We start from the raw sequence: 24,418 nt of genomic DNA on the forward strand, positions 1-24,418 counted from the left end.
CGATTCAGGTTGGGCGGTTTTCGGGGGCGGCGAAGAGCTCGCGCAGCCCGTCGACGTGGCGCTGGAAGGTCTCGTCCACATCGATGGCCTTGCGGTTGGAGGACATCGCAACCAGCACTTCGTTCGGCTTGATCAGCACGAAAAGACGCCGCTCCCTTATGTAGAGCATAGCGAACACGCCGAGCACCAGCAGCAATGAGCCGAGGAAAACCAGTGCCTTGCCGGGCGAGCGGGTTGCCTGCAGCACGGTGGCCTGGCGCTCGTCGTAGGCGGTGAGCTGGAGGTACACCGGCGCGCCGTAGAACAGGCTGTCGGAAAGCGCGGCGATGCTGTCGCGCAGGAAGATGGCATTGTTCTCGTCCAGCGCCGGCGCGGCCTGCCCGCTGCGTTCGCGCGTCATCAGCCAGGCTTCCCACACGGCGCCCTGCATGATCTTGACGAACACATCGGCGGCGCGTTCGCGCTCGGGGGCAGGCACCGTCGCCTCGATGAAGCGGCCGATGGACTCGTACCCGCGGTCGGCGAACAGCGTCAGCGTGTGTTCGACCGTCTGGGTGAGGCGGTCGCGCATGCCGTTGTCGGCTGCGCTTGTGCCCGTGGCGCTGCGCGCCGCGACGCGCTGCGCCAGTTGGGCACGCAGCGCGGGATCGAAGACGATGTCGTGCAGGGCGAACCACGTCTCCGCCTTGCCCTCGACGTCGAGCGGAATGCGCATGTAGCGGAAGGCTTCTGCCTGGCTGTCGCGTGTTCCCGAATACAGATACCAGCGGCCCTGCTGCTCGATCGGCATCATGTAATTGTTGAATTCGCGCGCCTGGCCGGCTTCGTCGCGCAGCTTGAAGGTGTAGCTCGGGCCGATGTTGCGCAGGTTCTTCTGCGTCGGCGATTTCGCGCCGCTGCCCAGGTGCTGCTCGAAACGAGCCATGCCCGATGCCGGCGCGTCGCTGTCCTTCGCCGTGCCCATGTCTTCGACGTTGAACGCACGGAACTGCGTCAGCTCGAGCGTGTAGCGTGCATCGCCCGCATGCAGCGGCACGGTGTCGCCGACTGCGCCCTGCATGTTCGTCAGTCGCGGCACCCCACGCGCCAGGCCATGGACGGCCAGGCTCAGCAGCGAGCCGCCGTCCTCGAAGCTGGACTGGTACAGGGTGATGCCGCGGTATTCGAACGGCTTGTTGACTTCGATCGTGCGCTCGAGGGCCTTGCCGCTGTCGTCGGTGATCAGGATGTCACTGGCGAAGCGCTTGGGCATCCCGTTCTCGTAGTGATCGATGTGGAAGCGCTTCAGCGAGATCGAGAAGGGCAATTCCTGCAGCAGGATGCCGTCGCCGACGTTGAGCACCGCGGTGCTTGCCGAGCGACCTTCGGGGATGAACACGTTACCGCGGAAGCTGGGGTTGCCGGTGCCCAGGCGTGCTGAAGCCGGGATGTCGGCGATCAACTGGTTGCCGGACGTCGCCTGCTTGCCACCAGTGGCCATCTGCAGCTTGAGCGGCAGGTCGCCGTCGAGCAGGCCCCCGATGCAGATCAGCACGATCGCGCCGTGGGCGAGGAAGTAGCCGGCACGGCCGGCGCTGCCCTGCTTGGCGGCGAGCAGCACGTGGTCTTCGCGCTCGCTCGCGCGGAAGCGGAAACCCGAGCGCGCAAGATAGGCGCGAGCACGATCCAGGGAGACGGCGACGCCGCTCGCCGGCACCATGCTTGCCTGATGGCTGAACTGCCGCAGTGAAGCTTCGCGCGCATGCTCGCGGAAGTTTCGCATCTCGCGCAGCATCGGGCGGGTCTGGCGGATGATGCACAGCGAGGTGGACACCACCAGGAACGCCAGGATGACGAGAAACCAGCTCGTGTTGTAGACGGAGTAGATGCCGAGCTTCTCGAACACCGGGAACCAGAACGGGCCGAATTGGTTCAGGTAGGCGTTGAAGGGCTCGTTCTGTTTCACCACCGTGCCGACCACCGATGCGATCGCAAGGATGGTGAGCAGGCTGATGGCAAAACGCATCGAGCTCAACAGCTCGAACAGGGCGCGCGCAGTGCCGCGTTGCATGCTGGTCTCTGAGGAAGGAAGGCTTGCGCCGGATCGGCTGGTGTCAGCCCGGCGCATCAGGCCTACGACTGAAAAGAAAAAGGGGCGGCCATCACCACCCCCTTTTTTGATTGCTCCGATGCCTGGAGGATCAGCGCAGGCCGGCCGCGTAGTCGGCGACGGCCTTCATCTCGGGATCGGTCATCTTGAGCGCGATCATGCGCATCATGCGGTTCGGGTCGTTGGCCCGGACACCGTCGCGGAACGACTTCAGTTGCGCTTCGGTGTAGTCGGCGAACTGGCCCGAGAGGCGCGGGTACTGCGCCGGCAGGCCGGCGCCGGCCGGGCCGTGGCAGGCCGCACAGGCGGGGACGCCCTTGGCCGGAATGCCGCCGCGCCAGATCTTCTGGCCCTGGTCGACGGTGGCCACGTTCTTGGCCGGTTCGGGCTGCAGCTTCTGCGACGAGAAATACTCGGCCAGGCCCTTCATGTCAGCTTCTTCCAGGCCCGCAGCCATTGCCGACATGATGGCGTTTTCACGCACGGCCTTCTTGCCGTCCCAGCCCTTGAATTCGTGCAACTGCTTGTAGAGGTAGTCGGCGTGCTGCCCTGCCAGCTTCGGGTTGGCCGGAATCGCGCTGTTGCCGTCCGCGTTGTGGCAGCCCGCGCAGACCGTCTCTGCAGTCTGCTTCGCCTTGGCGAGGTCGGGAGCCGGCGTCTGGGCCTGAAGGCTGCCGGCAACCAGCAGCAGCGACGAAAGCAGCAGGGAACGCTTCATCATGATGTCCTCTGAAAGCCGTGAGTGAATGTTTCAAACGCGGTATTCTATCGCATGAAATGCGCCTTGCGCGATGCGATGTGGGCCTCAGCCCGCAGTCCAGCAGGTTTTCACCCGGTTTTTTCATGTCATTGTTCCGCAGCGCACAATTCGAGATCTCGATCGCCAAACCTTCCGGCCTCCCGCCGCCGAGCGGCGCGGAGATCGCCTTCGCCGGCCGTTCCAACGCCGGCAAATCCAGCGCGATCAACACACTGGCGGGGCATGTGAGGCTTGCCTTCGTGTCGAAGACGCCGGGGCGCACGCAACTGATCAACTTCTTCCGCCTCAACTGCGGCGCCTTGCTGGTCGATCTGCCCGGCTACGGCTATGCCGCCGTGCCGGAGAAGATCCGGCGCCAATGGCAGGGGCTGATCGAGGCCTACCTGAAGAAGCGCGAGAGCCTGATCGGCCTGGTGCTGATCATGGACGTGCGCCATCCGCTCACCGACCTCGATCGGCAGATGATCGACTGGTTCGCGCCCTCCGGTCGGCCGCTTCACGTGCTGCTCACGAAGAGCGACAAGCTGTCGCGTGGCGCAGCGAGCGCGACATTGCAGGCCGTGCGGCGGGAGCTGGCCGGGTTTGGGCCGCAGGTGACCGTGCAGCTCTTCTCCAGCCTCAAGAAGGCCGGCGTGGAAGAAACCGAGCGCATCATCGCCGGCTGGCTGGGGTTGGGCTCGGCCGATGGCAGCGCCGGAGGGCAGGAAACAAAAACCCCCGACCAGGGGATATAGCCGGGGGTGAAAATGCCTTACTGGGGGGTAAGGCACCCGCTCAGGGAGGTGAAGCGGGAGACGGCTCAGCACCATCTGCACTCTAAGATAGACCATCGCGCAAGAAGTTCATGATCGATTTCGTTTCTGCATGTTTTTCGGAGCCGGGGTGAGCGCCGGTGCTGACGCGACACCCTGTGCATGTTCCGACCGTCCGCTGAAACCATCCAAGCTGAAACCATGAGACCTACACCCGCCTTTCCTTCGGCGCGCATGCGCCGCATGCGCCGCGACGACTTCTCCCGGCGCCTGATGCGCGAATCCGTGCTCACGACCAATGATCTGATCTACCCGGTGTTCGTGCTCGAGGGCCAGGACGCGACCCAGGCGGTGCCGTCGATGCCGGGAGTGAGCCGTGTCTCGCTCGACAATCTGCTGCGCGTCGCCGAAGAGGCGCAGACGCTCGGGGTGCCGGCGCTCGCGCTGTTCCCGGTGATCGACGCGCAGCACAAGTCCGAGGGCGCCGAGGAGGCGTGGAATCCGGACGGGCTCGTGCCGCGCGTGGTGCGCGCGCTCAAGGAACGCTTCCCCGAGCTGGGGGTGATCACCGACGTCGCCCTCGACCCCTACACCAGCCACGGGCAGGATGGCCTGATCGACCCGGCCGATCCGCGCGGCTACGTGATGAACGACGAGACGCTGGAAGCGCTCGCCAAGCAGGCGCTGTGCCATGCGCAGGCCGGCGCCGACGTGGTGGCGCCGTCGGACATGATGGACGGCCGCATCGCGCGCATTCGTGCCGAACTCGACGGTGACGGCCGCATCTACACGCGCATCCTGGCCTACTCGGCGAAATATGCGTCGAGCTTCTACGGCCCCTTCCGCGACGCGGTGGGCTCGGCCGGCAACCTCGGCAAGGGCAACAAGTACACCTACCAGATGGATCCGGCGAACAGCGACGAGGCGATCCGCGAGGTGGCGCTCGACATCGCCGAGGGGGCGGACATGTTCATGGTCAAGCCCGGCATGCCCTACCTGGACATCGTGCGCCGCGTGAAGTCGGAGCTGCAGGTGCCGACCTATGCCTATCAGGTCAGCGGAGAGTACGCCATGCTGAAGGCGGCGGCGCTCAACGGCTGGCTGGACGAGAAGGCGTGCGCAATGGAGGCGCTGTTGTCCTTCAAGCGCGCCGGCGCCGACGGCATCCTGACCTACTTTGCGCTCGATGCTGCGCGCTGGATGAAGGCTGGCGCCTGAGGCCCCCGCCAGCCGGGTCGCCGCGCGCGGGCGGCCCGCTTGGCAATGAGCGCCTCAGCCTGCCAGCCGTCCGCTGTTTCGGCGCAGATCCAGGATGGAGCGGATCTTCAGGTCCACATAGGCCGGCTGCGTGAGTCCGCGCCCGACCAGCACCGTATGCATGCCCAGGCGGCGCGCGGTGCGCAGGTTGACGGCGGAGTCTTCCACCATGATGCAGCGGCGGGGGTTGAGCCGCCGGCTGGCGATCAGCTTGCGATAGCCGCGGATGCCCGGCTTGGGCTGATAATCGAGGTCCTCGATCCCCACCACCTCCTCGAACTCGCGCCGGATGCCCATGATCTCCAGCACGGCCTCGGCGTAGTGCCGCGGCGCGTTGGAAAACACCATCTTGCGGCCGGGCAGGCGGCGCAGCATGCCGCGCAGGGCGCGTTCGAACACCATCATCTCGTGCAGCCGGTCGAAACTGTGCGTCTCGACGAGGAAATGCCGCGGATCGGTGCCATGGTGCCGTATCAGCCCCAGCAGCGTGGCGCCGTAGCGCCGCCAGTAGTGCATGCGCAATGCGTTCGCCTCGTCACGGTCGAGCGCCAGATGCCGCTGCAGATACGCGGTCATGCTGCGGTTGATGTGCGGAAAGATGTGCGGGCTGGCGTCGTGCAACGTGTTGTCGAGGTCGAAGAGCCAGACGGGGGTGGGGGACATGGTGCGCTCGAGGAGGCGAGGGGACGGCCCGTTCAGGCGCCCGGGCTGCCGGGGCGGGGCTGGAAGCGGATGATGGCACGGCCGTCGTCGGTGGTCTTGGGCGCAGCCTTCCAGGCGTGTCCCTGGATCACCTCGAACGTAGCCGGCAGGCGGCCGTCGCGGCGCAGGCGCTCGTAGGCGGCCCGCGCCGCAGCCCAGCCGGCACGTCCGGCCAGCCCGCGCGGGCGTGCCGTGCTGGCATTCGTGCTGCCGGTGGCGCGCAGGTCGGCGAGCAGGCCGTCGATGTCGGCATAGGTCAGCGTCACCATCTCCATGTCCATCACCGGGTCGGCAAAACCGGCCTTCACCAGCGCATCGCCGATGTCGTGCATGTCGATGAAGCGGTGTACGCGTTCGCCTGCCGCGGCTGGCAGCGCGGCGCGCAATTCGCGCAGCGTGTCCGGGCCCAGGGTCGAGAACATCAGCATGCCGCCGACCTCGAGCACGCGGTGGATCTCCTTCAGCGCAGGCAGCGGCTCGTCGAGCGCCGTGAGCATCAGGTTGGACCACACCATGCCCATGCTGCCGCGTGCGAAGGGTAGGGCGCAGGCGTCCGCTGCGACCACAGGCAGCGGCTTGCCGGTGCCGCCGAGCAGCCGCCGCAGCAGGCTTCCCTGCGCAGCGGCGGGCCGGCGCGCACGGGCGCGTGCGAGCATCGGCAGGGCGAAATCCGCCGCGATCAACTGCGCCTCGGGGAAGCGCTCGCCCAGGCGCGGCAGGTCGGGACCAGTGCCGCAGCCGAGGTCGAGGACGCGCGCAGGGGCGATGCGGATGTAGTCCAGGCGTTCGTCCATGCGCCGGGCGATCTCGCGGATCAGCGGGTCGGCGCCGTCCGAGCTGGCGGCTGCGCGACCGAAGCGATGCCGCAGCAGGCGCCGGTCGAGGCGAAAGTCGCCATGTCCTTCCGGGGGCGTCGCGTCGGCCATGGAGTCTTGCGAGGAGGAGGTCATGCGTCGGATTCGGGAGAGTCGAGGGGGTGGGGCACGTCGCCGGCGCGCCGGCGGTGCCGGCGGCGGCCTGCCACAGCCTCTTGTGCTGAATTGACCGTTGTCATGGATCGGCATCCACGCTCTAATTGGGAGCGTGGTCCGAAAAGCCTGAATGTTCTGCCAGCGGTCGAAACCTTGTCAAACTCCCCCGATACCCTGCGCGGCCTGCTGCTGCATGTCGCCGACCTGCTGATGCCCCAGGAGTGTTTCGTGTGCGGCAGCCTGGCTGGTGGCGAGGCGGTGTGCGCGCCGTGCCGCGCGGAACTGCCGAATCATCCTGCCGCCGCCTGCCCGGTGTGCGCGGAGCCGACCGGTGGTGGCGGCATCTGCGGCCGCTGCCAGCGACGACGGCCGTCGTTCGATGCGACGCGTGCGGTGTTCGATTACGCGTTTCCGGTTCACACCATGCTGCACGCGCTCAAATACGGCCATCGCCTCGCGCTGGCGGACTTCTTCGCTGCCGAGCTGACCCGCCTGGCGGCGGACCTGCGGCTGGAGGCTGACGTGATCCTGCCCATGCCGTTGCATCCGCGCCGACTGGCCGAGCGCGGCTTCAACCAGGCGGTTGAACTTGCGCGGCCATTGGCGCGGGCCGTCGGGCTGCCGCTCGAACTGGGCGCCGTCCGTCGCGTGCGCAACACGGTGGCACAGGTGGATCTCGATCGCGAGGCGCGGTTGCGCAATCCGCGTGGCGCCTTCACCTGCGGCGCGTCGATGCAGGGGCTGAGGATTGCGGTGGTGGACGACGTCATGACGACGGGCGCCACGCTGGACGAGCTCGCGCGCGTTCTCAAGCAGCAAGGTGCGGCATGGGTCGGCAATTTCGTCGTCGCCCGCACGCCGGTGCCGGATTGAGCTAGAGTTCCGCCTCCCGGTTTGCCGTCCGTCCCCGCGATGCCTGCCATCGTCCGCGCCCGACCGCTGTTCCAGCCTGTCGGACGAGGTGCCAGGTGCGCGCCCCCCTGCCGATGTTCGATATCGTCCTGTACCAACCCGAGATTCCGCCCAATACCGGCAATGTGATCCGCCTGTCGGCCAACGCCGGTGTGCGACTGCATCTGGTCGAGCCGCTCGGGTTCGACCTGTCCGACAAGCATCTCGCACGCGCTGGGCTCGACTATCACGACCTTGCCCACGTCATCGTTCATCCCGACTGGGAGGCCTGCCGCGCACAGCTTGCAGGGCGGCGCCTGTTTGCGCTGACGACCAAGGGCAGCCGCCGTCACGATGCCGTCGCCTATCGCGAGGGTGATGTGCTGGTGTTCGGGCCGGAGAGCCGCGGCCTGCCGCCCGAGGTGCTGGACGGGTTTGCGCCGGAATTCAGGCTCCGTATCCCGATGCGGCCGACGAATCGCAGCATCAACCTGTCCAACGCGGTGGCCGTGGTGGTGTACGAAGCCTGGCGGCAGCACGGGTTTGCAGGGGCAGCCTAGGGACAGCTCACTGCAATGCGTGATTGCGGGGCTCTCGCGGTGCCTGGTGGACCGCCGGGGCGGTCTCCGGCCAACTGCGTGGCGCGACGGCGGCAGCCCGTCTATTCGTGGCGGGGGTCGCGTGCCAGCAACTGCTCGACCGCGGTGCGGGCGCTGAGATCATGACGCAGCAGGGCATCCACCGCCTCACAGATCGGCATCTCGACCTGCAGCCGGCGGGCGAGGCTGACGACTTCGCGGGCTGTCGACACCCCTTCCGCCACGTGCCCGAGGTCGCGCAGGATGTCGGCCAGGGTCTTGCCCTGTGCGAGCGCGAGGCCCACGCGGCGGTTGCGCGACAGGTCGCCGGTGCAGGTCAGGATGAGGTCACCCATGCCCGCCAGCCCCATCAGCGTCTCCGTGCGGGCGCCGAGGGCGCGGCCCAGGCGTGAGATCTCGGCGAGGCCGCGGGTGATCAGCGCTGCGCGGGCATTGAGGCCGAAGCCCATGCCGTCGGACACGCCAGCCGCGATCGCCATCACGTTCTTCACCGCGCCGCCGATCTCGCAGCCGACCACGTCGGTATTCGCGTAGATGCGCAGCCTCGGCTGATGAAGCGCGGCGACCCATTCTTCAGCGAAGGCGGCATCGGCGGCGGCGAGGGTGATCGCGGTGGGCAGGCCGCGTGCCACCTCAGCCGCGAAGCTCGGGCCGGTCAGCACGCCACTCGGTGCGTCGCCGCCGAGTTCCTCCCGGATGATTTCATGCGGCAGCTTGCCGCTTCCCGCTTCGAGCCCCTTGCAGGCCCACAGCAGCGGCGTGCCGGGGGTCAGGCGGCGCAGCGTGCGCACCGTCTCGCGCAGCCCCGCCAGCGGCGTGACGACCAGGTGTAGATCGGCATCGCGGGCAGCCTGGGCGAAGTCGGGTTCGAACTCGAGCGCGTGGCTGAGCGGGATGCCGGGCAGGTAGCGCGCGTTCTCGCGCGCACGCCCCATTTCGTCGACCTGTCGCGGGTCGCGCGCCCACAGCCGCACGCGATGGCAGTCGGCGAAGGCCTGCGCCAGCGCCGTACCCCACGCGCCAGCGCCGAAGACGCTGATCCGGCAGCTGCTGCCGCTGGCCGCATGCGTCACAGGCCCCAGACCTCGTTCACGCGGATGTAGCCGCTCGCACCGTCGGCGTGGCGCACTTTGGCCCAGCCGTCTGCGGGCGCGTCAGCGAGCTCGAGCAGGACGTCCTTGGCGGCTTCGAATACCGCCGCAGACGACTCGGTGGGCTGCTTGCGGATCACGGCGCGCGTCGCGCTGACCTGGACGGTGCGCTTGGTGCTGAGGGCGCTGCGCTCGATCCAGTTGATCGAACCGGCCGGCTCGCGCACCTTGATCCACTTGTCGAGGCTCACGATGACCTCCACCGGCGTGCCGGTGGCGACGATGAACAGCCGCTTGCCTTTTTCGGAAGGCGAGTCGTACAGGATGGCGGGCGCCGACACCGAGCGGTATTCGATCGCATGGACGATGCCGCTTGCGCCGAGACCGCAGGCCAGCGCAAGCGCGGCGCCGAAGCGCCGGCACTGGGCAGGGGTGTTCAGCATGATGCGCTCACTGGATGGGCACTTCGCCCGATTCGCGGCCCGCCTGCTCGCGCTGGGCCTGGTACAGCGCCTCGAAGTTCACCGGCGCGAGAAGGACGGGCTGGAAGCCGGCGCGGGTGATGGCATCGGAGACCGTCTCGCGGGCATAGGGGAAGAGGATGTTGGCGCAGCCGATCATCATCACCGGCTCGAGATCGCCTTCCGGGATGTTGCGGATCTGGAACACGCCGCCCTGGGCGACTTCCACCAGGAACACATTGCGGTCGCCGCCGAGCTTTGCCGTCACGGTGACGGTGAGCACCACTTCGAAGAGGCCTTCGTCGAGCCCGCGGCCCTCGGTGCGCAACTGGATGTTGATTTCGGGCGTCTCGCGCTCGAGGTAGATCTGCGGGGCGCCCGGCACTTCGAGCGACAGATCCTTGACGTAGATCTTTTCGATGGAGAAGACGGGTTGCGCGTTTTCGGTCATTTCAGATTTCCGGGAGTGGGACTGTGGGGGTGTATATCTGCGGGGTTTCGCCCGCTGGGATGTGCGCGTGCGCTCAGACCGTCTCGCCGCGCAGCAGCGGGTCGAGCCGGCCCTCGCGGTCGAGGGCGTAGAGATCGTCGCAACCGCCGACATGGTAGTCGCCGATGAAGATCTGGGGAACCGTGCGGCGGCCGGTCAGGGTCATCATCTCGTCGCGGCGCACGGGATCGAGGTCGATGCGGATCTTCTCGAGGCTGGTCACGCCCTTGCGCTGCAGCAACTGCTCCGCCCGCACGCAGTAGGGGCAGACGGCGGTGGAATACATCCGGATGGCAGGTTGCATGGTCATTTCCTCTTGCGGGTGATGGGCTGCCCGGCCTTTTCCCATTCGGCCAGTCCGCCGCGCAGGTTGTAGAGCTTCTCGAAGCCCGCCTTCTTGAGCTGGGACAGCGCCGATGCGGAGCGGGTACCGCTGGCGCAGCACAGGATGACCGGGCGGCCCTTGAACTTGTCGAGTTCGCCCGCGCGACGCGAAATCTCGCCGAGTGGCACGTGGCGGGCATTGGGAATGTGGCCCTGGGCGTATTCGCCCTGCTCGCGCACATCGATCACGATGGCGTCCTCGCGGTTGATCAGCAAGGTGGCCTCGACCGGGGACAGCATGCTCTTGTCGCCCTGGCTGCGCGCCAGATCCACCAGCAGCCAGGCGCCGCTGGCAGCCGCGAGCGCCGCCCAGTACCAGTTTTGTTGCAGGAATTCCACGAAATGCGTGCTCCGTCAGTTGGGGTCAGGAATCGGTGGGGATGCCGCAGAACACTTCGCGCATGAGGCCGATGAGCTGCAGCGTGCGCTGGTCGCCGACGCGGTAATAGACGCGGTTTGCGTCCTTGCGCGTCTGCAGGACGCCTTTGTCGCGCAGGATCGCCAGATGCTGTGAGATGTTGCTCTGCGAGGTGCCGACAGCCTCCACGATATCCTGCACACAGACCTCGCTGTCGCCCAGCACGCAAAGGATCTTCAGGCGCAGCGGATGGGCGATGGCCTTGAGCGCGCGCGCCGCGGTCTCGATGTGCTCGTCTTTTTCGATGAGGGCGAGGATGTCGTCTTTATTCACGAGTGGGGGCCGGGTCCGACAAAATCAATAGTATAAAATATCGTACTCTGCTCATGCTCGGATAGCGGGCGCCACTTTGTCGTGGCGGCGCCTGAATCGCAATCGGAAACTCGCGCACCATGTACCACTCGTCTTCGCCCCACGCCCGCTACTGCCCCCACGGCAAGGAAGGAGGGCGCGCCGCGCAGGTCCGCCACCTCGGCCTGGCGAGGGGGTGAGTTTCGGTGGGCGCGAAGTGCCGCAGCGGTGCGATCGTGCGCGCTGCGTTGATCTCCCTGATGCTGCCGGTGGCGGCCGCCGGCCTGCCCGGCCTGGCCGGTGCGCAATCCGGCGGCGACATCACCGACAAGCGTTTAGATCTCGACGACCTCAAGCGACGCATTCGCGACCTGCAGAAGGAGATGGCGCAGACCGAAGCGTCACGCTCGGGTGCTGCGGACGCGGTAGCCGAAGCGGAGCGCGCGGTGTCGCGCGTGCAGCGCAGCCTGCGTGAGGTCGAGGGCCAGCGCGGCAATGCCGAGAAGGAGATTGCGTCGCTCGAGGCGCAGCAGCAGGCGGTGCTCGCGCGTATCGCGATGCGCCAGGGAGAGCTTGGCGACTGGCTGCGCCGCCATTACATGCACGGACCGGCGGACGGCGTCGCGCCGCTGCTGGCCGAGCGCGATCCGAACCAGATTGCGCGCGACGCGCATTATCTCGAGCATCTCGGCCGCGCGCGGCTGGCGCTGATCGACGGGCTGCGCGCGGACTTGCGCGACACCCGCGCGCGGGCGACCGACATCGCCGCGCGCCGCGACCGCCTTGCGGCGCTCGAATCCGAACAGCGCCGTCAGCAGGGTGAGCTCGAGTCCGTCCATGCCCAGCGGCGCCAAGCCCTTGCCGCACTCTCGGCGCAACTGCAGGATCAGCGCAAGGAAGTGACCGACCTGCAGCAGGACGAGCAGCGCCTTGCGCGCCTCATCGACACCCTGGTCAGGCGCGCACGCGAGCAGGCGGCGCGCGAGGCGGCCCGTCGGGCGGCCGAGCAGCGCGCGGCCGAACGCCGCGCCGCCGAATTGAAGGCAGCGGAACAGCGCGCGGCGGCACAGCGCGCAGCGGAGCAACGTGCGGCAGAACAACGCCTGGCGGAACAACGTGCCACACAGGCCCGAGCGGGCGAGATTTCCCCCGCGCCGGCATCTGCTGCGGCAGCCGCCCGGGCTGAGGTGGCTTCTTCACCGTCCACTTCCCCGCCGCCCGCTTCGGCGCGCCGTGCCGAGCCGGTCGTGGCCGAGGTGGCGCGCAGTGCCGGGCCGACGCCCACCGGCGTCAGTTTCGGCCAGTTGCGGGGCCAACTGCATCTGCCGGTGCGCGGAGAACTGATCGGGCGTTTCGGCGCTCAAAGGGCGGAAGGCGGAACCACCTGGAAGGGCGTGTTCGTTCGCGCTGCCGGGGGCAGCGACGTGAGGGCGGTTGCCGCTGGCGAAGTCGTGTATTCCGACTGGCTGCGCGGCTATGGCAACCTGCTGATCATCGACCACGGCAGCGATTACCTGTCCGTATATGGCAACAACGACGCCCTGCTGAAGGAAGTGGGCGCCGTGGTGAAGGGCGGGGATGTCGTCGCCAGCGTCGGGGCGGGCGGAAGCTCGGCGGATTCGGGTTTATACTTCGAGATCCGCCATCAGGGCCGGCCGCTCGATCCCATGCAGTGGGTCAGGCTCAGATAGAAATGACGGCGCAAGGCGTCGTGCAGGCATCTTCTCCGATGGAGTATTCATGGGCAGCAAGCTGAAGCAGTTCGGACTCGTCATGACAGGCGTGTTCGCCGGCGTGATGATCAGCCTCAATTTCTCCGCCAATGCCGACAAGGTTGCGCTCGCACCCTTGCCGGTCGAGGAATTGCGTGCGTTCGCCGATGTGTTCAGTGCGATCAAGCAGGGTTATGTCGAACCTGTCGAGGACAAGAAGCTCATCACCGACGCCATCAGCGGCATGTTGTCCGGGCTCGACCCGCACTCGGCTTATCTGGATGCCGAAGCCTTCAAGGAGCTGCAGGTTGGCACCCAGGGCGAATTCGGCGGCCTTGGCATCGAAGTGGGCATGGAGGACGGTTTCGTCAAGGTGGTGTCGCCGATCGAGGATACGCCAGCCTTCCGCGCCGGCGTGAAGACCGGCGATCTCATCGTCAAGCTCGATGACACGCCGGTCAAGGGCATGAGCCTGAACGATGCGGTCAAGCGCATGCGCGGCAAGCCCAAGACCGACATCACGCTGACCATCATGCGCAAGGGCGAGAACCGCCCCATCGTGATCACGCTGACGCGCGAGGTCATCAAGGTGCAGAGCGTCAAGTCCAAGCTGGTCGAGCCGGGCTATGGCTATGTGCGCGTCGCACAGTTCCAGGAGAACACCGCATCGTCGCTGGTCCAGCACCTCGACAAGCTGGCCAAGGGCAACGACCTGAAGGGGCTGGTGCTGGACCTGCGCAACGACCCGGGCGGCCTGCTGCACGGCGCGGTGGGCGTGGCGGCAGCTTTCCTGCCCTCGAACACGCTGGTGGTGTCCACCGACGGCCGTACCGAGGACGCCAAGCGTGAATACCGTGCTTCGCCCGAGGACTACCTGCGCGGCTCGCGGGATGACTTCCTGCGCCACCTGCCGCCGGCCGTGCGCGATCTGCCGATGGTGGTGCTGGTCAACGGTGGCTCGGCGTCAGCTTCCGAGATCGTCGCCGGCGCGCTGCAGGATCACAAGCGCGCAGTCGTGATGGGTACCCAGACCTTCGGCAAGGGCTCGGTCCAGACCATCCTGCCGCTCAACAACAATACTGCGATCAAGCTCACCACCGCACGCTACTACACGCCGAGCGGACGTTCGATCCAGGCCAAGGGCATCGAGCCGGACATCGTCGTCGAGGACACCGCGAACGGCTCGGGCAAGCGGCTGCGCGAAGTCGATCTGCAGCGTCATCTCGGCAACGACAAGGATCCGGGCGCGGAGCGCAAGGCGGAGCAGAAGGACAAGGCCGCAACGCCGGCAGAAGATGAGGCGGTCGAGACGCCCCGCTTCGAACTGGCGGGCAAGGATGACCGCCAGCTCGACCAGGCGATCAACCTTCTCAAGGGATTGCAGATCGTCCAGAATAAAAACAAGTAAAAGCAGGGAGCCGCATGATGCGTCGGGAAACCGCCTACAAGCTGGCCGGCAGGCATCATGAGCACCCTGCGCCCGGAAGCGGGCTGACCAAGCAGCGCGAACTGCGCTTCAAGGCGATGCCGCCCGGCCAGGTCGAACGTGCGTGGCAGGCCCTCAGAATGCTCAAGGGCCTGCATGTGGAACGCAGCAACCGCGCGCACGCAGTGATCGTGCGCTATTCGGTGCTCGACTACTCTCTCGAGGTGCTCGAGGATGCACTGCGCGACGCCGGATTCGCCCTCGACAACACGCTGTACATGAAGCTTGTCCGCGCGCTGGTGTATTTCACCGAGGAAACCCAGCGTCACAACCTGGTCTCTCCCGAACGGCTGATCAAGCAGTCTAACGAGGTCTACATCCAGGCCTGGAACCATCACGTGCACGGCGATCACGACGACACGCCGCCGGAGCTTCGCGAATACAAGTAAGGCAGGACGACAGGAGGGCGGGGCACGAGTCGCGCGGCAACATGCCGCCACGCACCGGCGCCACCTTCGAGTCTGCATCTTGCTGCGCCCATCGGCCATGAACGACGATCAACTGCTGCGCTACAGCCGCCACATCCTGCTGCCTGAAATCGACGTTGCCGGCCAGGAGGCCATCCTCGGCGCACGGGTGCTCGTCATCGGTGCCGGGGGGCTCGGCTCGCCCGCGGCCATGTATCTTTCGGCGGCTGGTGTCGGCACGCTGGCGCTTGCCGATCACGACACCGTCGATCTGACCAACCTGCAGCGCCAGATCCTGCATTCGGCCGAGTCGATCGGCAGGCTGAAAGTCGAATCGGGGCGCGACACCCTGCACCGCCTGAATCCCCATTGCCGTGTGGAGACGATTGCGCAGCGCCTCGAAGGCGAGGCGCTGGCCGAACAGATTGCGGCGGCTGACGTGGTGCTCGACTGCTGCGACAACTTCGCCACCCGCCATGCGGTGAACCGGGCATGCGTGCGCCATCGCAAGCCGCTGGTGTCCGGTGCGGCGATCCGCTTCGACGGCCAGGTGTCCGTTTTCGACCTGCGTCACGCCGATTCAGCCTGCTATCACTGCCTGTTTCCCGAAGGCGAAGATGTCGAGGAGGTGCGCTGCGCGGTGATGGGCGTGTTCGCGCCGCTGGTCGGCATCATCGGTGCGGTGCAGGCGGCCGAGGCGCTCAAGCTGATCGTGGGTTGTGGCGAACCGCTGGCCGGGCGCCTGCTGCTGCTCGAGGGCTTGTCGATGACCTGGCGCAGCGTCGCCTACGGCAAGGATCCAGACTGCGCCGTGTGCGGCCAGCCTGTGCAGCAGCCGACGCCGACGCTATGAGGATTGCTCATCCGGCGCCTGGCCGCCATGGACGAGGCGGGCGAGCAGCCTGAGGTCGTTGCCGATGCTGCGCAGGTCGTGGATGCGCAGGCGCAGCGCGTCGTCGAGTCGGGCAAGTTCGGGCAGCCGGAACAGGCCCTGGGCCGCATCCCCGACCAGCATCGGCGCCACGTAAAGCAGCAGCTCGTCGACACAATGCGCGCGCAGCAGTGAACCGTTCAGCTTCATGCCGGCCTCGGCGTGGATCTCGTTGAGACCGCGGTCGGCGAGGGCCTGCATCAGTCGCTGAAGGTCGACCTTGCCGGCGGCATCCGGCAACACTTCCACCTGATGTCCGTCGGCTTCCAGTGCGCGAATGCGGGCCCCATCCACGGCGGCGGTTGCGATCAGGATGGGCTCGTCCTGCAGGATGCGCGCGTGGGGCAGGATGTCCAGCCTGGCGTCCACGACGATGCGCAAGGGCTGCCGCTCGCAAGGTACGGCGCGCACGGTGAGTTGCGGATCGTCCTCGCGCACGGTGCCGATGCCGGTCAATATGGCGCAGGCGCGTGCCCGCCAGCGGTGACCGTCGCGGCGCGCGGCTTCGCCGGTGATCCATTGGCTGACGCCGTTGTTCAGCGCGGTCTTGCCGTCCAGCGTGCTCGCCGCCTTCAGCCGCAGCCAGGGGCGGCCGCGCGTCATGCGTGACACGAAGCCGATGTTGAGTTCTCGTGCCTCGCCCTGCAGCAGACCGTGCTCGGTGACGATGCCGGCTGCACGCAGGCGTGCGAGTCCGCGGCCGGCGACGAGCGGATTCGGATCTTCCATTGCCGCCACCACACGTCCGACGCCGGCATCGATCAGCGCATCGGCGCAGGGCGGGGTGCGGCCGAAGTGGGAGCATGGTTCGAGGGTCACGTAGGCGGTGGCGCCGCGCGCGGCGCTGCCCGCCATCGACAGTGCGTGGACCTCGGCATGAGGTTCGCCGGCGCGCCGGTGCCAGCCTTCGCCGACAATCTGGCCGTCCTTCATCAGCACGCAGCCGACGCGGGGGTTCGGCGAGGTCGTCTCCAGGCCACGCGCCGCGAGCGCGAGCGCCCGGGCCATCGCCGCGTGGTCAGTTGCCGAAAAGATCATTCTCGGAGTCGGCGGCAGGTTGCGCGGGCGGACGGCCGCGCTTGGGACGGGCCTGCACTTCCCGGATCACTTCGGAGAATTCGTCCACGTCGGCGAAGTTGCGATACACCGACGCAAAGCGGATATAGGCGACCTTGTCGAGCTGCTTGAGCTCCTTCATCACCAGTTCGCCGACTTTCTCACTCGGTACTTCCTGCTCGCCCATCGACAGCAGGCGGCCTTCGATGCGGTCGACGGCGGCCTCGATCGCCTCCATGGTGACGGGGCGCTTGCGCAGCGCGAGCTTCATGCTGCCGGCGAGCTTGCCGTGGTCGAACTCGGTGCGATTCCCGTTGCGCTTGACGATGTGCGGCATCTTGAGGTCGATGCGCTCGTAGGTGGTGAAGCGCTTGTCGCAGTTCACGCAGCGACGGCGACGCCTCACGACGTCGCCGTCCTCGTTCTCGCGCGTGTCGGTGACCTGAGTGTTCGGGTCGCCGCAGAAGGGGCACTTCATGGCTGGTCGGGCGAGAAGGGCAGGGCATGCACCCTGCCCGGGGCGCTTACTTGCCGTACACTGGGAACTTGGCGCACAGCTCGGCGACCTGGCCGCGCACGCGTGCGAGCACCGCCTGATCATCCGGCGCATCGAGCACGTCGGCGATGAGGTGGGCGATTTTCTCGGCCTCGATCTCGGTGAAGCCACGGGTGGTCATCGCCGGCGAGCCGATGCGGATGCCGGAGGTGACGAAGGGTTTTTCCGGATCGTTCGGGATCGCGTTCTTGTTCACAGTGATGTGGGCGCTGCCCAGCACTGCCTCGGCAGCCTTGCCGGTGATCTTCTTCGGGCGCAGGTCCACCAGGAACACGTGGCTCTCGGTGCGGCCGGAGACGATGCGCAGGCCGCGCTCTTCGGACAGCACGCGCGCCATCACGCGGGCGTTGGCGATGACCTGCTCCTGGTAGTTGCGGAACGCGGGCGAAGCCGCTTCCTTGAAGGCGACCGCCTTGCCCGCGATCACATGCATCAGCGGGCCACCCTGCAGGCCGGGGAAGATGGCGGAGTTGATCGCCTTCTCGTGCTCGGCCTTCATCAGGATGATGCCGCCGCGCGGGCCGCGCAGGGTCTTGTGCGTGGTCGAGGTGACGACGTCGGCGTGCGGCACGGGGCTCGGATAGAAACCCGCCGCGATCAGGCCCGCATAGTGCGCCATGTCCACCCAGAAGATGGCGCCGACTTCCTTCGCGATCTTCGCGAAACGCTCGAAGTCGATGCGCAGCGAGTAGGCCGAAGCGCCGGCGATGATGATGCGAGGCTTGTGCTCGCGCGCCAGCGCTTCCATCTGGCCGTAGTCGATCTCTTCCTTTTCGTTCAGGCCGTAGGCAACGACGTTGAACCACTTGCCCGACATGTTCAGCGGCATGCCATGGGTGAGGTGGCCGCCTTCGGCCAGGCTCATGCCCATGATGGTGTCGCCCGGCTTGGCGAAGGCCATCAGGACTGCCTGGTTCGCCTGTGAGCCCGAGTTGGGCTGCACGTTCGCTGCCTCGGCGCCGAACAGCTTCTTCAGACGATCGATCGCCAGTTGTTCAGCAAGATCGACATGCTCGCACCCGCCGTAGTAACGCTTGCCCGGATAGCCTTCCGCATACTTGTTCGTGAGCTGGGAGCCCTGGGCTTCCATCACGGCGTGGGAGACGTAGTTTTCCGATGCGATCAGTTCGATGTGGTCTTCCTGGCGGCGGTTCTCCGCCTGGATGGCGGCCCACAGCTCGGGATCGACCTTGGCGAGGGTGTCTTGCGAGGAGAACATGGAGCAGACTCTGAAGAGGGTTGATTTCGGACGCAAATTCTACCATGCGAGCGCACGTCGGGCTCCGCCGCGGCGCAGGCGGGCTGCGCCGGTTCAGGCCGATTCAGGCCGATTCAAGCATTTGGCAGTTCGTCCAGCGCCTGCGCCAGGTGGCGCTCGTCGCCCCAGTGGATCAGGCGCCAGCGCCCCGCGTCGCGCTCGATCCAGTTCAGTGCGGCATTGGGGATCGCGAAATCGCGTGGCGTGTGCAGCGGCTTGGCGGCCGCGAGGCGGTGGGCGATATCGAGCACGCCACCGTGGGTGACGACGAGCACGTGCTGCCCGGTGTGGCGCTGCGCGATGTCGGCCAGGGCTTCCGTCACGCGCGCGGCGAAGGCAGCGAGGCTTTCACCCTGTCCGGGAATGGGCTGGTCGAGCTCGCGTGCCTTGAAGCGAGCATAGGCCTCGGGATAACGCCTGGCCGCCTCATCGTAGGTGAGGCCCTGGAAGTGTCCGTAATGGCGCTCGCGCAGGCGTTGCTCGGTCAGCAGCGGTTGCGGTCGCTGCGCGGCAATCGCCTGAGCGGTGACTTGCGCGCGCTGCAGGTCGCTGCTGTACATCGCGTTGAAATGGAAGGCTGCCAGGCTGTGCGCGGTGCTCTGTGCCTGGGCATGGCCCCTCTGGTTCAGCGGGATGTCGATGTGGCCCTGAAGGCGCCGCTCGGCATTCCAGCTCGTCTCGCCATGGCGGACAAGGCAGATCCTGCACGCGTTGGGGGTGAAAGCTTGAATGTGCCTGTTCATTGATACGTACTCGCCCTAGCTTGGCGCAAACCCGCCCCATGCAATAATCTTCGCGCCCTTTGGCTCCGTTTCACGTTCGTGGAACTCGTGGAGCGCTCTCCTGCGGAGCCGAATGCATGTGTCCGCCGGAATCCGAACCGATATTTCTTTCGAGGAGCTTTTCGTGTCCTTCCTGCTTAGCCTCTCCCGGTTGATCGACTGGATCAACGAACGGGTCGGTCGAGGCGTGCTGTGGCTGGTGCTGATCGCGGTGGTGATCAGCGCAGGCAATGCGCTCGTCCGCAAGCTGTTTAACACAAGTTCGAACGCACTGCTCGAGATCCAGTGGTATCTGTTTGCAGCGATCTTCATGCTTGCCGCGGGTTACACCTTCCTGCGCAACGAGCACGTGCGCATCGACGTCGTCACCAGCCACCTGTCGCCCCGAGGGCAGAACATCGTGGACATCATCGGCATCCTCTTCTTCCTGATGCCGATGGTCGGGCTGGTGCTGTGGCTGTCGTGGTCGCCCTTCATGCTGTCGTTCAAGTCCGGCGAGATGTCGGCCAACGCAGGCGGCCTGATTCGCTGGCCGGTGAAGCTGCTGCTGCCGGCGGGCATGGCGTTGCTTTTCCTGCAGGCAATCTCGGAATTGATCAAGCGCATCGCCTTCCTTGCCGGCCATATCCCCAATCCGCTGGACAAGCGCAAAGGACCATCGGCCGAAGAGGAACTCGCCGCCTCGATCAAGGCGCAGAAGCAAGGGGAGGCGAAATGACCCAGTTCCTGATCGCCAACATGGCGCCGGTGATGTTCGCGGCGCTCGTGTTCTTCCTGTTGCTGGGTTTCCCGGTGGCATTCGCGCTCGCCGCCAACGGCATCCTGTTCGGCCTCGTCGGCATCGAGCTCGGCCTGCTCAGCCCGGCGCTGTTCCAGGCCCTGCCGGAGCGCATCTTCGGCATCATGGCCAACGACACGCTGCTGGCTATTCCCTTCTTCACCTTCATGGGGCTGATCCTCGAGCGCAGCGGCATGGCCGAAGACCTGCTCGACACCATTGGCCAGCTCTTCGGGCCGATCCGCGGCGGCCTCGCCTATGCGGTGATCTTCGTCGGCGCACTGCTCGCGGCAACCACCGGCGTGGTGGCGGCTTCGGTGATCTCCATGGGGCTCATCTCGCTGCCGATCATGATGCGCTACGGCTACGACCACCGCATCGCCTCGGGCGTGATCGCGGCCTCGGGCACGCTGGCGCAGATCATCCCGCCCTCGCTGGTGCTGATCGTGCTTGCGGACCAGTTGGGCCGCTCGGTCGGTGACATGTACCAGGGCGCGCTGCTGCCCGGCCTGGTGCTGACAGGTCTGTACGTAGGCTACATCCTGCTGGTCACCATCTTCTGGCCGAAAGCGGCGCCCGCGATGCCGCCTGAAGCAAGGACGATCCGTGAAGACGATGGCGCCAGCGGCCTGCGCTCGCTTGGCGTGCTGCTGGTGCTGTCGGTCGGCGTGGCCTGGCTGTTCGCGCAGTGGTTTGGCGCCGGCAAGGCCAAGGACGAGGTCATCGTGATCGGTGCGCTGGTGGCGATCGGCTTCGCCTTCGTCGCCGCGATCATCAACCGCGTGACCGGCATGGGCCTGCTGTCGAGGATGGCCGAGCGTGTCACCTTCGTGCTGATTCCGCCCCTCGGCCTGATCTTCCTCGTGCTGGGCACGATCTTCATCGGCGTCGCGACGCCGACCGAAGGGGGTGCGATGGGTGCCGTCGGCGCCGTGCTGATGGCATTGTCGCGCAAGCGCCTGTCGTTGGGCTTGCTCAAGCAGGCGATGGACTCCACGACCAAGCTGTCGTGCTTCGTGGTGTTCATCCTGATCGGCTCCACCGTCTTCGGCCTCACCTTCCGCGGAGTCAATGGCGACCTGTGGGTGGAACACCTGCTGATCTCCATGCCAGGCGGCCAGACCGGCTTCCTGATCGCGGTGAACATCCTCGTTTTCCTGCTCGCCTTCTTCCTCGATTTCTTCGAGCTTGCGTTCATCATCGTGCCGCTGCTGGCACCGGTGGCGGACAAGCTGGGGATCGACCTGATCTGGTTCGGGGTGCTGCTGGCGGTGAACATGCAGACTTCGTTCATGCACCCGCCGTTCGGCTTCGCGCTGTTCTTCCTGCGCTCCGTCGCGCCACCAAAGGTCAAGACCACGGAGATCTACTGGGGCGCCGTGCCTTTCGTGATCATCCAGATCATCATGGTCGCGCTGATCATCATGTTCCCCAACCTGATCTCGCACGAGGTTGCCAAGGGTGGAGGCAAGCCGGCCGAGCTCCAGCTCGAGCTGCAGTTGCAGCAGGGTAGTGGAGGCGGAGACGGAGACGGCGGCGCGCCTGACCTGTTGCAGCAACTGCAAGGGCAGAAATGAGCCAAACCGGCTGGCGCTTCGGTGCCAGCCGGAGGCAGGAACGAAAAAAAACCGCACCGAAGTGCGGTTTTTTTTGGCAGTCGTGCTTAACGCTGCGTTTGCACGAAGCGGTCCATGCTGGCTTCCGCGACGCTGAACCAGGCGTTCTCAGTTTTGCGGTATTTGTCGTAGGCTGCGAAGATCTTCGCGAAGGCCGGATTCTTGCCGGACTCCTCGTTGTAGAACTCGAATGCCGCCTTGTAGGCAGCTTTCAAGACGTCGTCCGGAAAGGCGTGCAGCTTGGCACCGTTCGACAGGAGCCGGGCGAGGGCCTGCGGGTTCTTGTCGTCGTACGAGGACATCATCGTCACGTTGGCTTCGTGCGCCGCCGCGCGGAACGCCGACTGGTAGATCTTGGGCAGCTTGTCCCACTCGGCCTTGTTGACGAAGAAATGGATCGCCGGGCCCGGCTCCCACCAGCCCGGGTAATAGTAGTTCGGCGCGACCTTGTAGAAGCCAAGCTTCTCGTCGTCGTACGGACCCACCCACTCGGCGGCATCGATGGTGCCCTTTTCCAGCGAGGGGTAGATGTCACCGCCAGCGATCTGCTGCGGGATTGCGCCGATGCGCGCGAACACCTCTCCGCCGAGGCCGGCGATGCGCATCTTCAGGCCTTTCACGTCCTCCAGCGACTTCACCGGGTTGCGGAACCAGCCGCCCATCTGCACGCCGGTGTTGCCGCCGGCGAAGGACACCACGTTGTAGTTGCTGTAGAACTCGTCGAGCAAGGCCTGGCCGCCGCCGAACTGCAGCCATGCGTTCATCTGCCTGGCATTGAGGCCGAAGGGCACCGAGGTGCCGAAGCCGAAGGTCTTGTCCTTGCCCACGTAGTAGTACGAGCAGGTGTGGCACGCTTCCACCGTGCCTTGCTGCACCGCGTCGAGCGCCTGCAGGCCGGGAACGATCTCCCCGCCGGGGAACACGCGGATGTCGAACTTGCCGTCGGTCATTTCGCGCAGGCGGTTCGCCAATGTCTCCGCACCGCCGAAGATGGTGTCGAGGCTCTTGGGGAAGCTGGACGTGATGCGCCACTTGACTTCCGGCAGACCGGTCTGGACTGCTGGTGCTCCTGCGGTGCCGCCCGCCGGGGGCGCGGCGGGAGCGGCGGCTTGTTCCGTCTTGCCGCAGGCGGCAAGGCCCACGGCCGCTCCGGCTGCCAATCCAGCGCCGGCTTTCTTCAGAAATGAGCGACGTTCCACGTTGTCTCCTAGTCGTGGTTGAGGAATGAAAACATCAGCGGATGATTATAGGCACGGCAATCAGACAGGCACTCACGGAAAACCCTAGCCCCGCAGGGGCAGGTCAGCGGCCGGCGACCTTCATGCGTTCGATGAGCAGGGAGCCGCAGTGCTTGGCGCCACGCGGCAGCGCATCGTTGCCGATGGCGACGATGCCGCGGAACATGTCGCGCAGGTTGCCGGCGATGGTGATCTCTTCCACCGCATGCTTGATGCGGCCCTTCTCGACCCAGAAGCCTGCCGCACCGCGTGAATAGTCGCCCGTGACGTAGTTCACACCGTGACCCAGCAGCTCGGTGACCAGCAGCCCGCGCTCCATCCTGCGCATCAGCGCCGGCAGGTCGTCGTCGCCCGCCTTCACCCGCAGGTTGTGCGAGCCGCCGGCATTGCCGGTGGTCTGCATGCCCAGCTTGCGTGCCGAATAGGCGGACAGGAAGTAGCCCTGCAGCACGCCGTCGATCACCACCTCGCGGTCGTGCGTGGCCACCCCTTCGTTGTCGAAGGGGCTGGAGCCGAATGCCTTCTTCAGGTGCGGACGCTCCGCGATGCTGACGACCGGCGAGAACACCGGCTGGCCGAGGCTGTCCAGCAGGAAGCTGGACTTGCGGTACAGCGAGCCGCCGCTCACCGCCTGCACGAAGTTGCCGATCAGCGCGACCGCCAGCGGTGCCTCGAAGATCACCGGCACCTCGCAGGTGCGGATCTTCTTCGCGCCCAGGCGCGCCAGCGCCCGCTCGCCGGCGATGCGGCCGATGTCCTCGGCCGACATCAGCTCGGCCGCGTCGCGGCGCGAGTCGTACCAGTATTCCCGCTGCATGGCGTCGCCCTCGCCGGCGATCACCGAGCACGACAGGCCATGCCGGCTGCTGGCGTAGCCGCCGATGAAGCCATGGCTGTTGGCCGACACGAAGTGCGCCTGCTGGATCGAGGTGCTGGCGCCTTCCGAGTTGGTGATCTTGGGGCTCACCGCGAACGCGGCCTCTTCGCAGCGGCGCGCCAGCGCGATGGCGTCATCCACCTCGATATCCCACGGATGGAACAGGTCGAGGTCCGGGCAGTCCTTCGCCATCAGCGCAGCGTCCGCAAGCCCCGCGCACGGGTCGGGCGCGGTGAAGCGCGCGATCGACAGCGCGGCATCCACCGTCGCCTTGAGCGCGGCCTTCGAAAAGTCCGAGGTGCTCGCGTAACCGCGCTGCTGGCCCAGATAGACGGTAACGCCGACGCCCTTGTCGCGGTTGTATTCGATGGTGTCGACCTCAGCCTTGCGTATCGACACCGATTGCCCGAAACCTTCCGACACGTCGGTGGCGCATGCGGAGGCGCCGCGCTTCTTCGCGTACTTGAGGATGTCGGTGGCGATCTCGCGCAACTGCGCCTGGGAGAAGGAAAAGCCTTGTTCGGACATGGACGGGAGCGGGTGGGGCAAGGGCTATAATCTTAAC

Annotated in this window: 26 protein-coding genes; 10 read left to right on the forward strand and 16 right to left on the reverse strand. The window is 66.4% G+C overall.

Translation table 11 applies throughout. The features are described from left to right. Positions 1-4 precede the first annotated feature (4 nt). Together GH664_RS01100 and GH664_RS01105 are read right to left on the reverse strand one after the other, a co-directional pair. Positions 5-2,050, reverse strand: coding sequence for a cytochrome c biogenesis protein ResB (locus tag GH664_RS01100; RefSeq protein WP_153166300.1), 2,046 nt, complete (start codon positions 2,048-2,050; stop codon positions 5-7). 130 nt (positions 2,051-2,180) lie between these two features. Next, complete coding sequence (locus tag GH664_RS01105; RefSeq protein WP_153166301.1) at positions 2,181-2,810, reverse strand: cytochrome c; 630 nt, start codon at positions 2,808-2,810, stop codon at positions 2,181-2,183. 122 nt (positions 2,811-2,932) lie between these two features. On the opposite strand from GH664_RS01105, the gene yihA reads away from it, so the two are divergent. Next, positions 2,933-3,583, forward strand: a complete 651-nt coding sequence (yihA, locus tag GH664_RS01110; RefSeq protein WP_153166302.1) for a ribosome biogenesis GTP-binding protein YihA/YsxC — start codon at positions 2,933-2,935, stop codon at positions 3,581-3,583. Between the two features lie 219 nt (positions 3,584-3,802). Continuing rightward, positions 3,803-4,819: a porphobilinogen synthase gene (gene hemB / locus GH664_RS01115; RefSeq protein ID WP_153166303.1), complete on the forward strand. Its 1,017-nt coding sequence runs from the start codon at positions 3,803-3,805 to the stop codon at positions 4,817-4,819. Positions 4,820-4,873: 54 nt separating this feature from the next. Here the strand turns inward: hemB and GH664_RS01120 are convergent, their stop codons facing one another. After that, on the reverse strand, positions 4,874-5,521 hold the full coding sequence (locus tag GH664_RS01120) for a pyrimidine 5'-nucleotidase (RefSeq protein ID WP_153166304.1): 648 nt from the start codon (positions 5,519-5,521) through the stop codon (positions 4,874-4,876). A 32-nt stretch (positions 5,522-5,553) separates the two neighbouring features. Next, complete coding sequence (locus GH664_RS01125; RefSeq protein ID WP_228111318.1) at positions 5,554-6,510, reverse strand: methyltransferase domain-containing protein; 957 nt, start codon at positions 6,508-6,510, stop codon at positions 5,554-5,556. Positions 6,511-6,684: 174 nt separating this feature from the next. Between GH664_RS01125 and GH664_RS01130 the strand changes: the two genes are divergently transcribed. Next, positions 6,685-7,404, forward strand: coding sequence for a ComF family protein (locus GH664_RS01130; RefSeq protein WP_308445414.1), 720 nt, complete (start codon positions 6,685-6,687; stop codon positions 7,402-7,404). Positions 7,405-7,517: 113 nt separating this feature from the next. Next, on the forward strand, positions 7,518-7,982 hold the full coding sequence (locus GH664_RS01135) for a tRNA (cytidine(34)-2'-O)-methyltransferase (protein ID WP_153166478.1): 465 nt from the start codon (positions 7,518-7,520) through the stop codon (positions 7,980-7,982). A 101-nt stretch (positions 7,983-8,083) separates the two neighbouring features. On the opposite strand, the gene GH664_RS01140 is transcribed toward GH664_RS01135, so the two are convergent. From GH664_RS01140 to GH664_RS01165, 6 genes are all read right to left on the reverse strand, one after another. Continuing rightward, positions 8,084-9,094 (reverse strand): NAD(P)H-dependent glycerol-3-phosphate dehydrogenase, encoded by a 1,011-nt coding sequence (locus GH664_RS01140; RefSeq protein ID WP_153166305.1) that lies wholly within the window; start codon positions 9,092-9,094, stop codon positions 8,084-8,086. Then, positions 9,091-9,555, reverse strand: coding sequence for an SH3 domain-containing protein (locus GH664_RS01145; protein ID WP_153166306.1), 465 nt, complete (start codon positions 9,553-9,555; stop codon positions 9,091-9,093). Before GH664_RS01145 ends, GH664_RS01140 begins: the two co-directional genes overlap by 4 nt. A 7-nt stretch (positions 9,556-9,562) precedes the next feature. After that, a complete protein-coding gene (gene secB, locus GH664_RS01150; RefSeq protein ID WP_153166307.1) occupies positions 9,563-10,024 on the reverse strand; it encodes a protein-export chaperone SecB in 462 nt (153 codons plus the stop codon). Positions 10,025-10,097: 73 nt separating this feature from the next. Next, on the reverse strand, positions 10,098-10,367 hold the full coding sequence (grxC, locus tag GH664_RS01155) for a glutaredoxin 3 (protein ID WP_194270289.1): 270 nt from the start codon (positions 10,365-10,367) through the stop codon (positions 10,098-10,100). Positions 10,368-10,369: 2 nt separating this feature from the next. After that, positions 10,370-10,786, reverse strand: a complete 417-nt coding sequence (locus tag GH664_RS01160; RefSeq protein ID WP_153166308.1) for a rhodanese-like domain-containing protein — start codon at positions 10,784-10,786, stop codon at positions 10,370-10,372. Positions 10,787-10,811: 25 nt separating this feature from the next. Next, on the reverse strand, positions 10,812-11,138 hold the full coding sequence (locus tag GH664_RS01165; RefSeq protein WP_153166309.1) for a helix-turn-helix transcriptional regulator: 327 nt from the start codon (positions 11,136-11,138) through the stop codon (positions 10,812-10,814). Positions 11,139-11,362: 224 nt separating this feature from the next. Here GH664_RS01165 and GH664_RS01170 point away from each other — a divergent pair, with 224 nt between their 5' ends. The 4 genes from GH664_RS01170 to GH664_RS01185 all read left to right on the forward strand — a co-directional run bounded on the left by GH664_RS01170 (position 11,363) and on the right by GH664_RS01185 (position 15,614). Beyond that, the gene (locus GH664_RS01170; RefSeq protein ID WP_228111319.1) at positions 11,363-12,847 is read left to right on the forward strand and encodes a murein hydrolase activator EnvC; all 1,485 of its coding nucleotides are present in this window, start codon (positions 11,363-11,365) and stop codon (positions 12,845-12,847) included. A 49-nt stretch (positions 12,848-12,896) separates the two neighbouring features. Next, a complete protein-coding gene (locus tag GH664_RS01175) occupies positions 12,897-14,276 on the forward strand; it encodes a S41 family peptidase (RefSeq protein ID WP_153166310.1) in 1,380 nt (459 codons plus the stop codon). A gap of 17 nt (positions 14,277-14,293) precedes the next feature. Next, positions 14,294-14,743, forward strand: a complete 450-nt coding sequence (locus GH664_RS01180) for a hypothetical protein (RefSeq protein WP_194270301.1) — start codon at positions 14,294-14,296, stop codon at positions 14,741-14,743. A 97-nt stretch (positions 14,744-14,840) separates the two neighbouring features. Next, positions 14,841-15,614 carry a molybdopterin-synthase adenylyltransferase MoeB gene (locus GH664_RS01185; RefSeq protein ID WP_153166312.1) on the forward strand — a complete coding sequence of 258 codons (774 nt, stop codon included), beginning with the start codon at positions 14,841-14,843 and terminating at the stop codon, positions 15,612-15,614. Here the strand turns inward: GH664_RS01185 and ribD are convergent. The 4 genes from ribD to GH664_RS01205 all read right to left on the reverse strand — a co-directional run bounded on the left by ribD (position 15,609) and on the right by GH664_RS01205 (position 19,305). Then, complete coding sequence (gene ribD, locus GH664_RS01190; protein ID WP_153166313.1) at positions 15,609-16,730, reverse strand: bifunctional diaminohydroxyphosphoribosylaminopyrimidine deaminase/5-amino-6-(5-phosphoribosylamino)uracil reductase RibD; 1,122 nt, start codon at positions 16,728-16,730, stop codon at positions 15,609-15,611. The two genes, GH664_RS01185 and ribD, sit on opposite strands and share 6 nt — an antisense overlap. Next, positions 16,711-17,226 carry a transcriptional regulator NrdR gene (nrdR, locus tag GH664_RS01195; RefSeq protein ID WP_153166314.1) on the reverse strand — a complete coding sequence of 172 codons (516 nt, stop codon included), beginning with the start codon at positions 17,224-17,226 and terminating at the stop codon, positions 16,711-16,713. Before nrdR ends, ribD begins: the two co-directional genes overlap by 20 nt. A 46-nt stretch (positions 17,227-17,272) precedes the next feature. Next, the gene (gene glyA / locus GH664_RS01200; RefSeq protein WP_153166315.1) at positions 17,273-18,523 is read right to left on the reverse strand and encodes a serine hydroxymethyltransferase; all 1,251 of its coding nucleotides are present in this window, start codon (positions 18,521-18,523) and stop codon (positions 17,273-17,275) included. Positions 18,524-18,636: 113 nt separating this feature from the next. Continuing rightward, positions 18,637-19,305: a histidine phosphatase family protein gene (locus GH664_RS01205; protein WP_153166316.1), complete on the reverse strand. Its 669-nt coding sequence runs from the start codon at positions 19,303-19,305 to the stop codon at positions 18,637-18,639. A gap of 163 nt (positions 19,306-19,468) precedes the next feature. Between GH664_RS01205 and GH664_RS01210 the strand changes: the two genes are divergently transcribed. Together GH664_RS01210 and GH664_RS01215 are read left to right on the forward strand one after the other, a co-directional pair. Further along, positions 19,469-20,062, forward strand: a complete 594-nt coding sequence (locus GH664_RS01210) for a TRAP transporter small permease subunit (RefSeq protein ID WP_153166317.1) — start codon at positions 19,469-19,471, stop codon at positions 20,060-20,062. After that, positions 20,059-21,699, forward strand: coding sequence for a TRAP transporter large permease subunit (locus tag GH664_RS01215; RefSeq protein ID WP_153166318.1), 1,641 nt, complete (start codon positions 20,059-20,061; stop codon positions 21,697-21,699). Before GH664_RS01210 ends, GH664_RS01215 begins: the two co-directional genes overlap by 4 nt. Positions 21,700-21,785: 86 nt before the next feature. Here the strand turns inward: GH664_RS01215 and GH664_RS01220 are convergent, their stop codons facing one another. Both GH664_RS01220 and pmbA read right to left on the reverse strand, forming a co-directional pair. After that, positions 21,786-22,937, reverse strand: coding sequence for a TRAP transporter substrate-binding protein (locus GH664_RS01220; RefSeq protein WP_153166319.1), 1,152 nt, complete (start codon positions 22,935-22,937; stop codon positions 21,786-21,788). 103 nt (positions 22,938-23,040) lie between these two features. Next, positions 23,041-24,381 carry a metalloprotease PmbA gene (gene pmbA, locus GH664_RS01225; RefSeq protein ID WP_153166320.1) on the reverse strand — a complete coding sequence of 447 codons (1,341 nt, stop codon included), beginning with the start codon at positions 24,379-24,381 and terminating at the stop codon, positions 23,041-23,043. Positions 24,382-24,418: the final 37 nt, after the last annotated feature.

The organism is Thauera sp. 2A1, from assembly GCF_009469595.2.
Taxonomy (GTDB): domain Bacteria; phylum Pseudomonadota; class Gammaproteobacteria; order Burkholderiales; family Rhodocyclaceae; genus Thauera.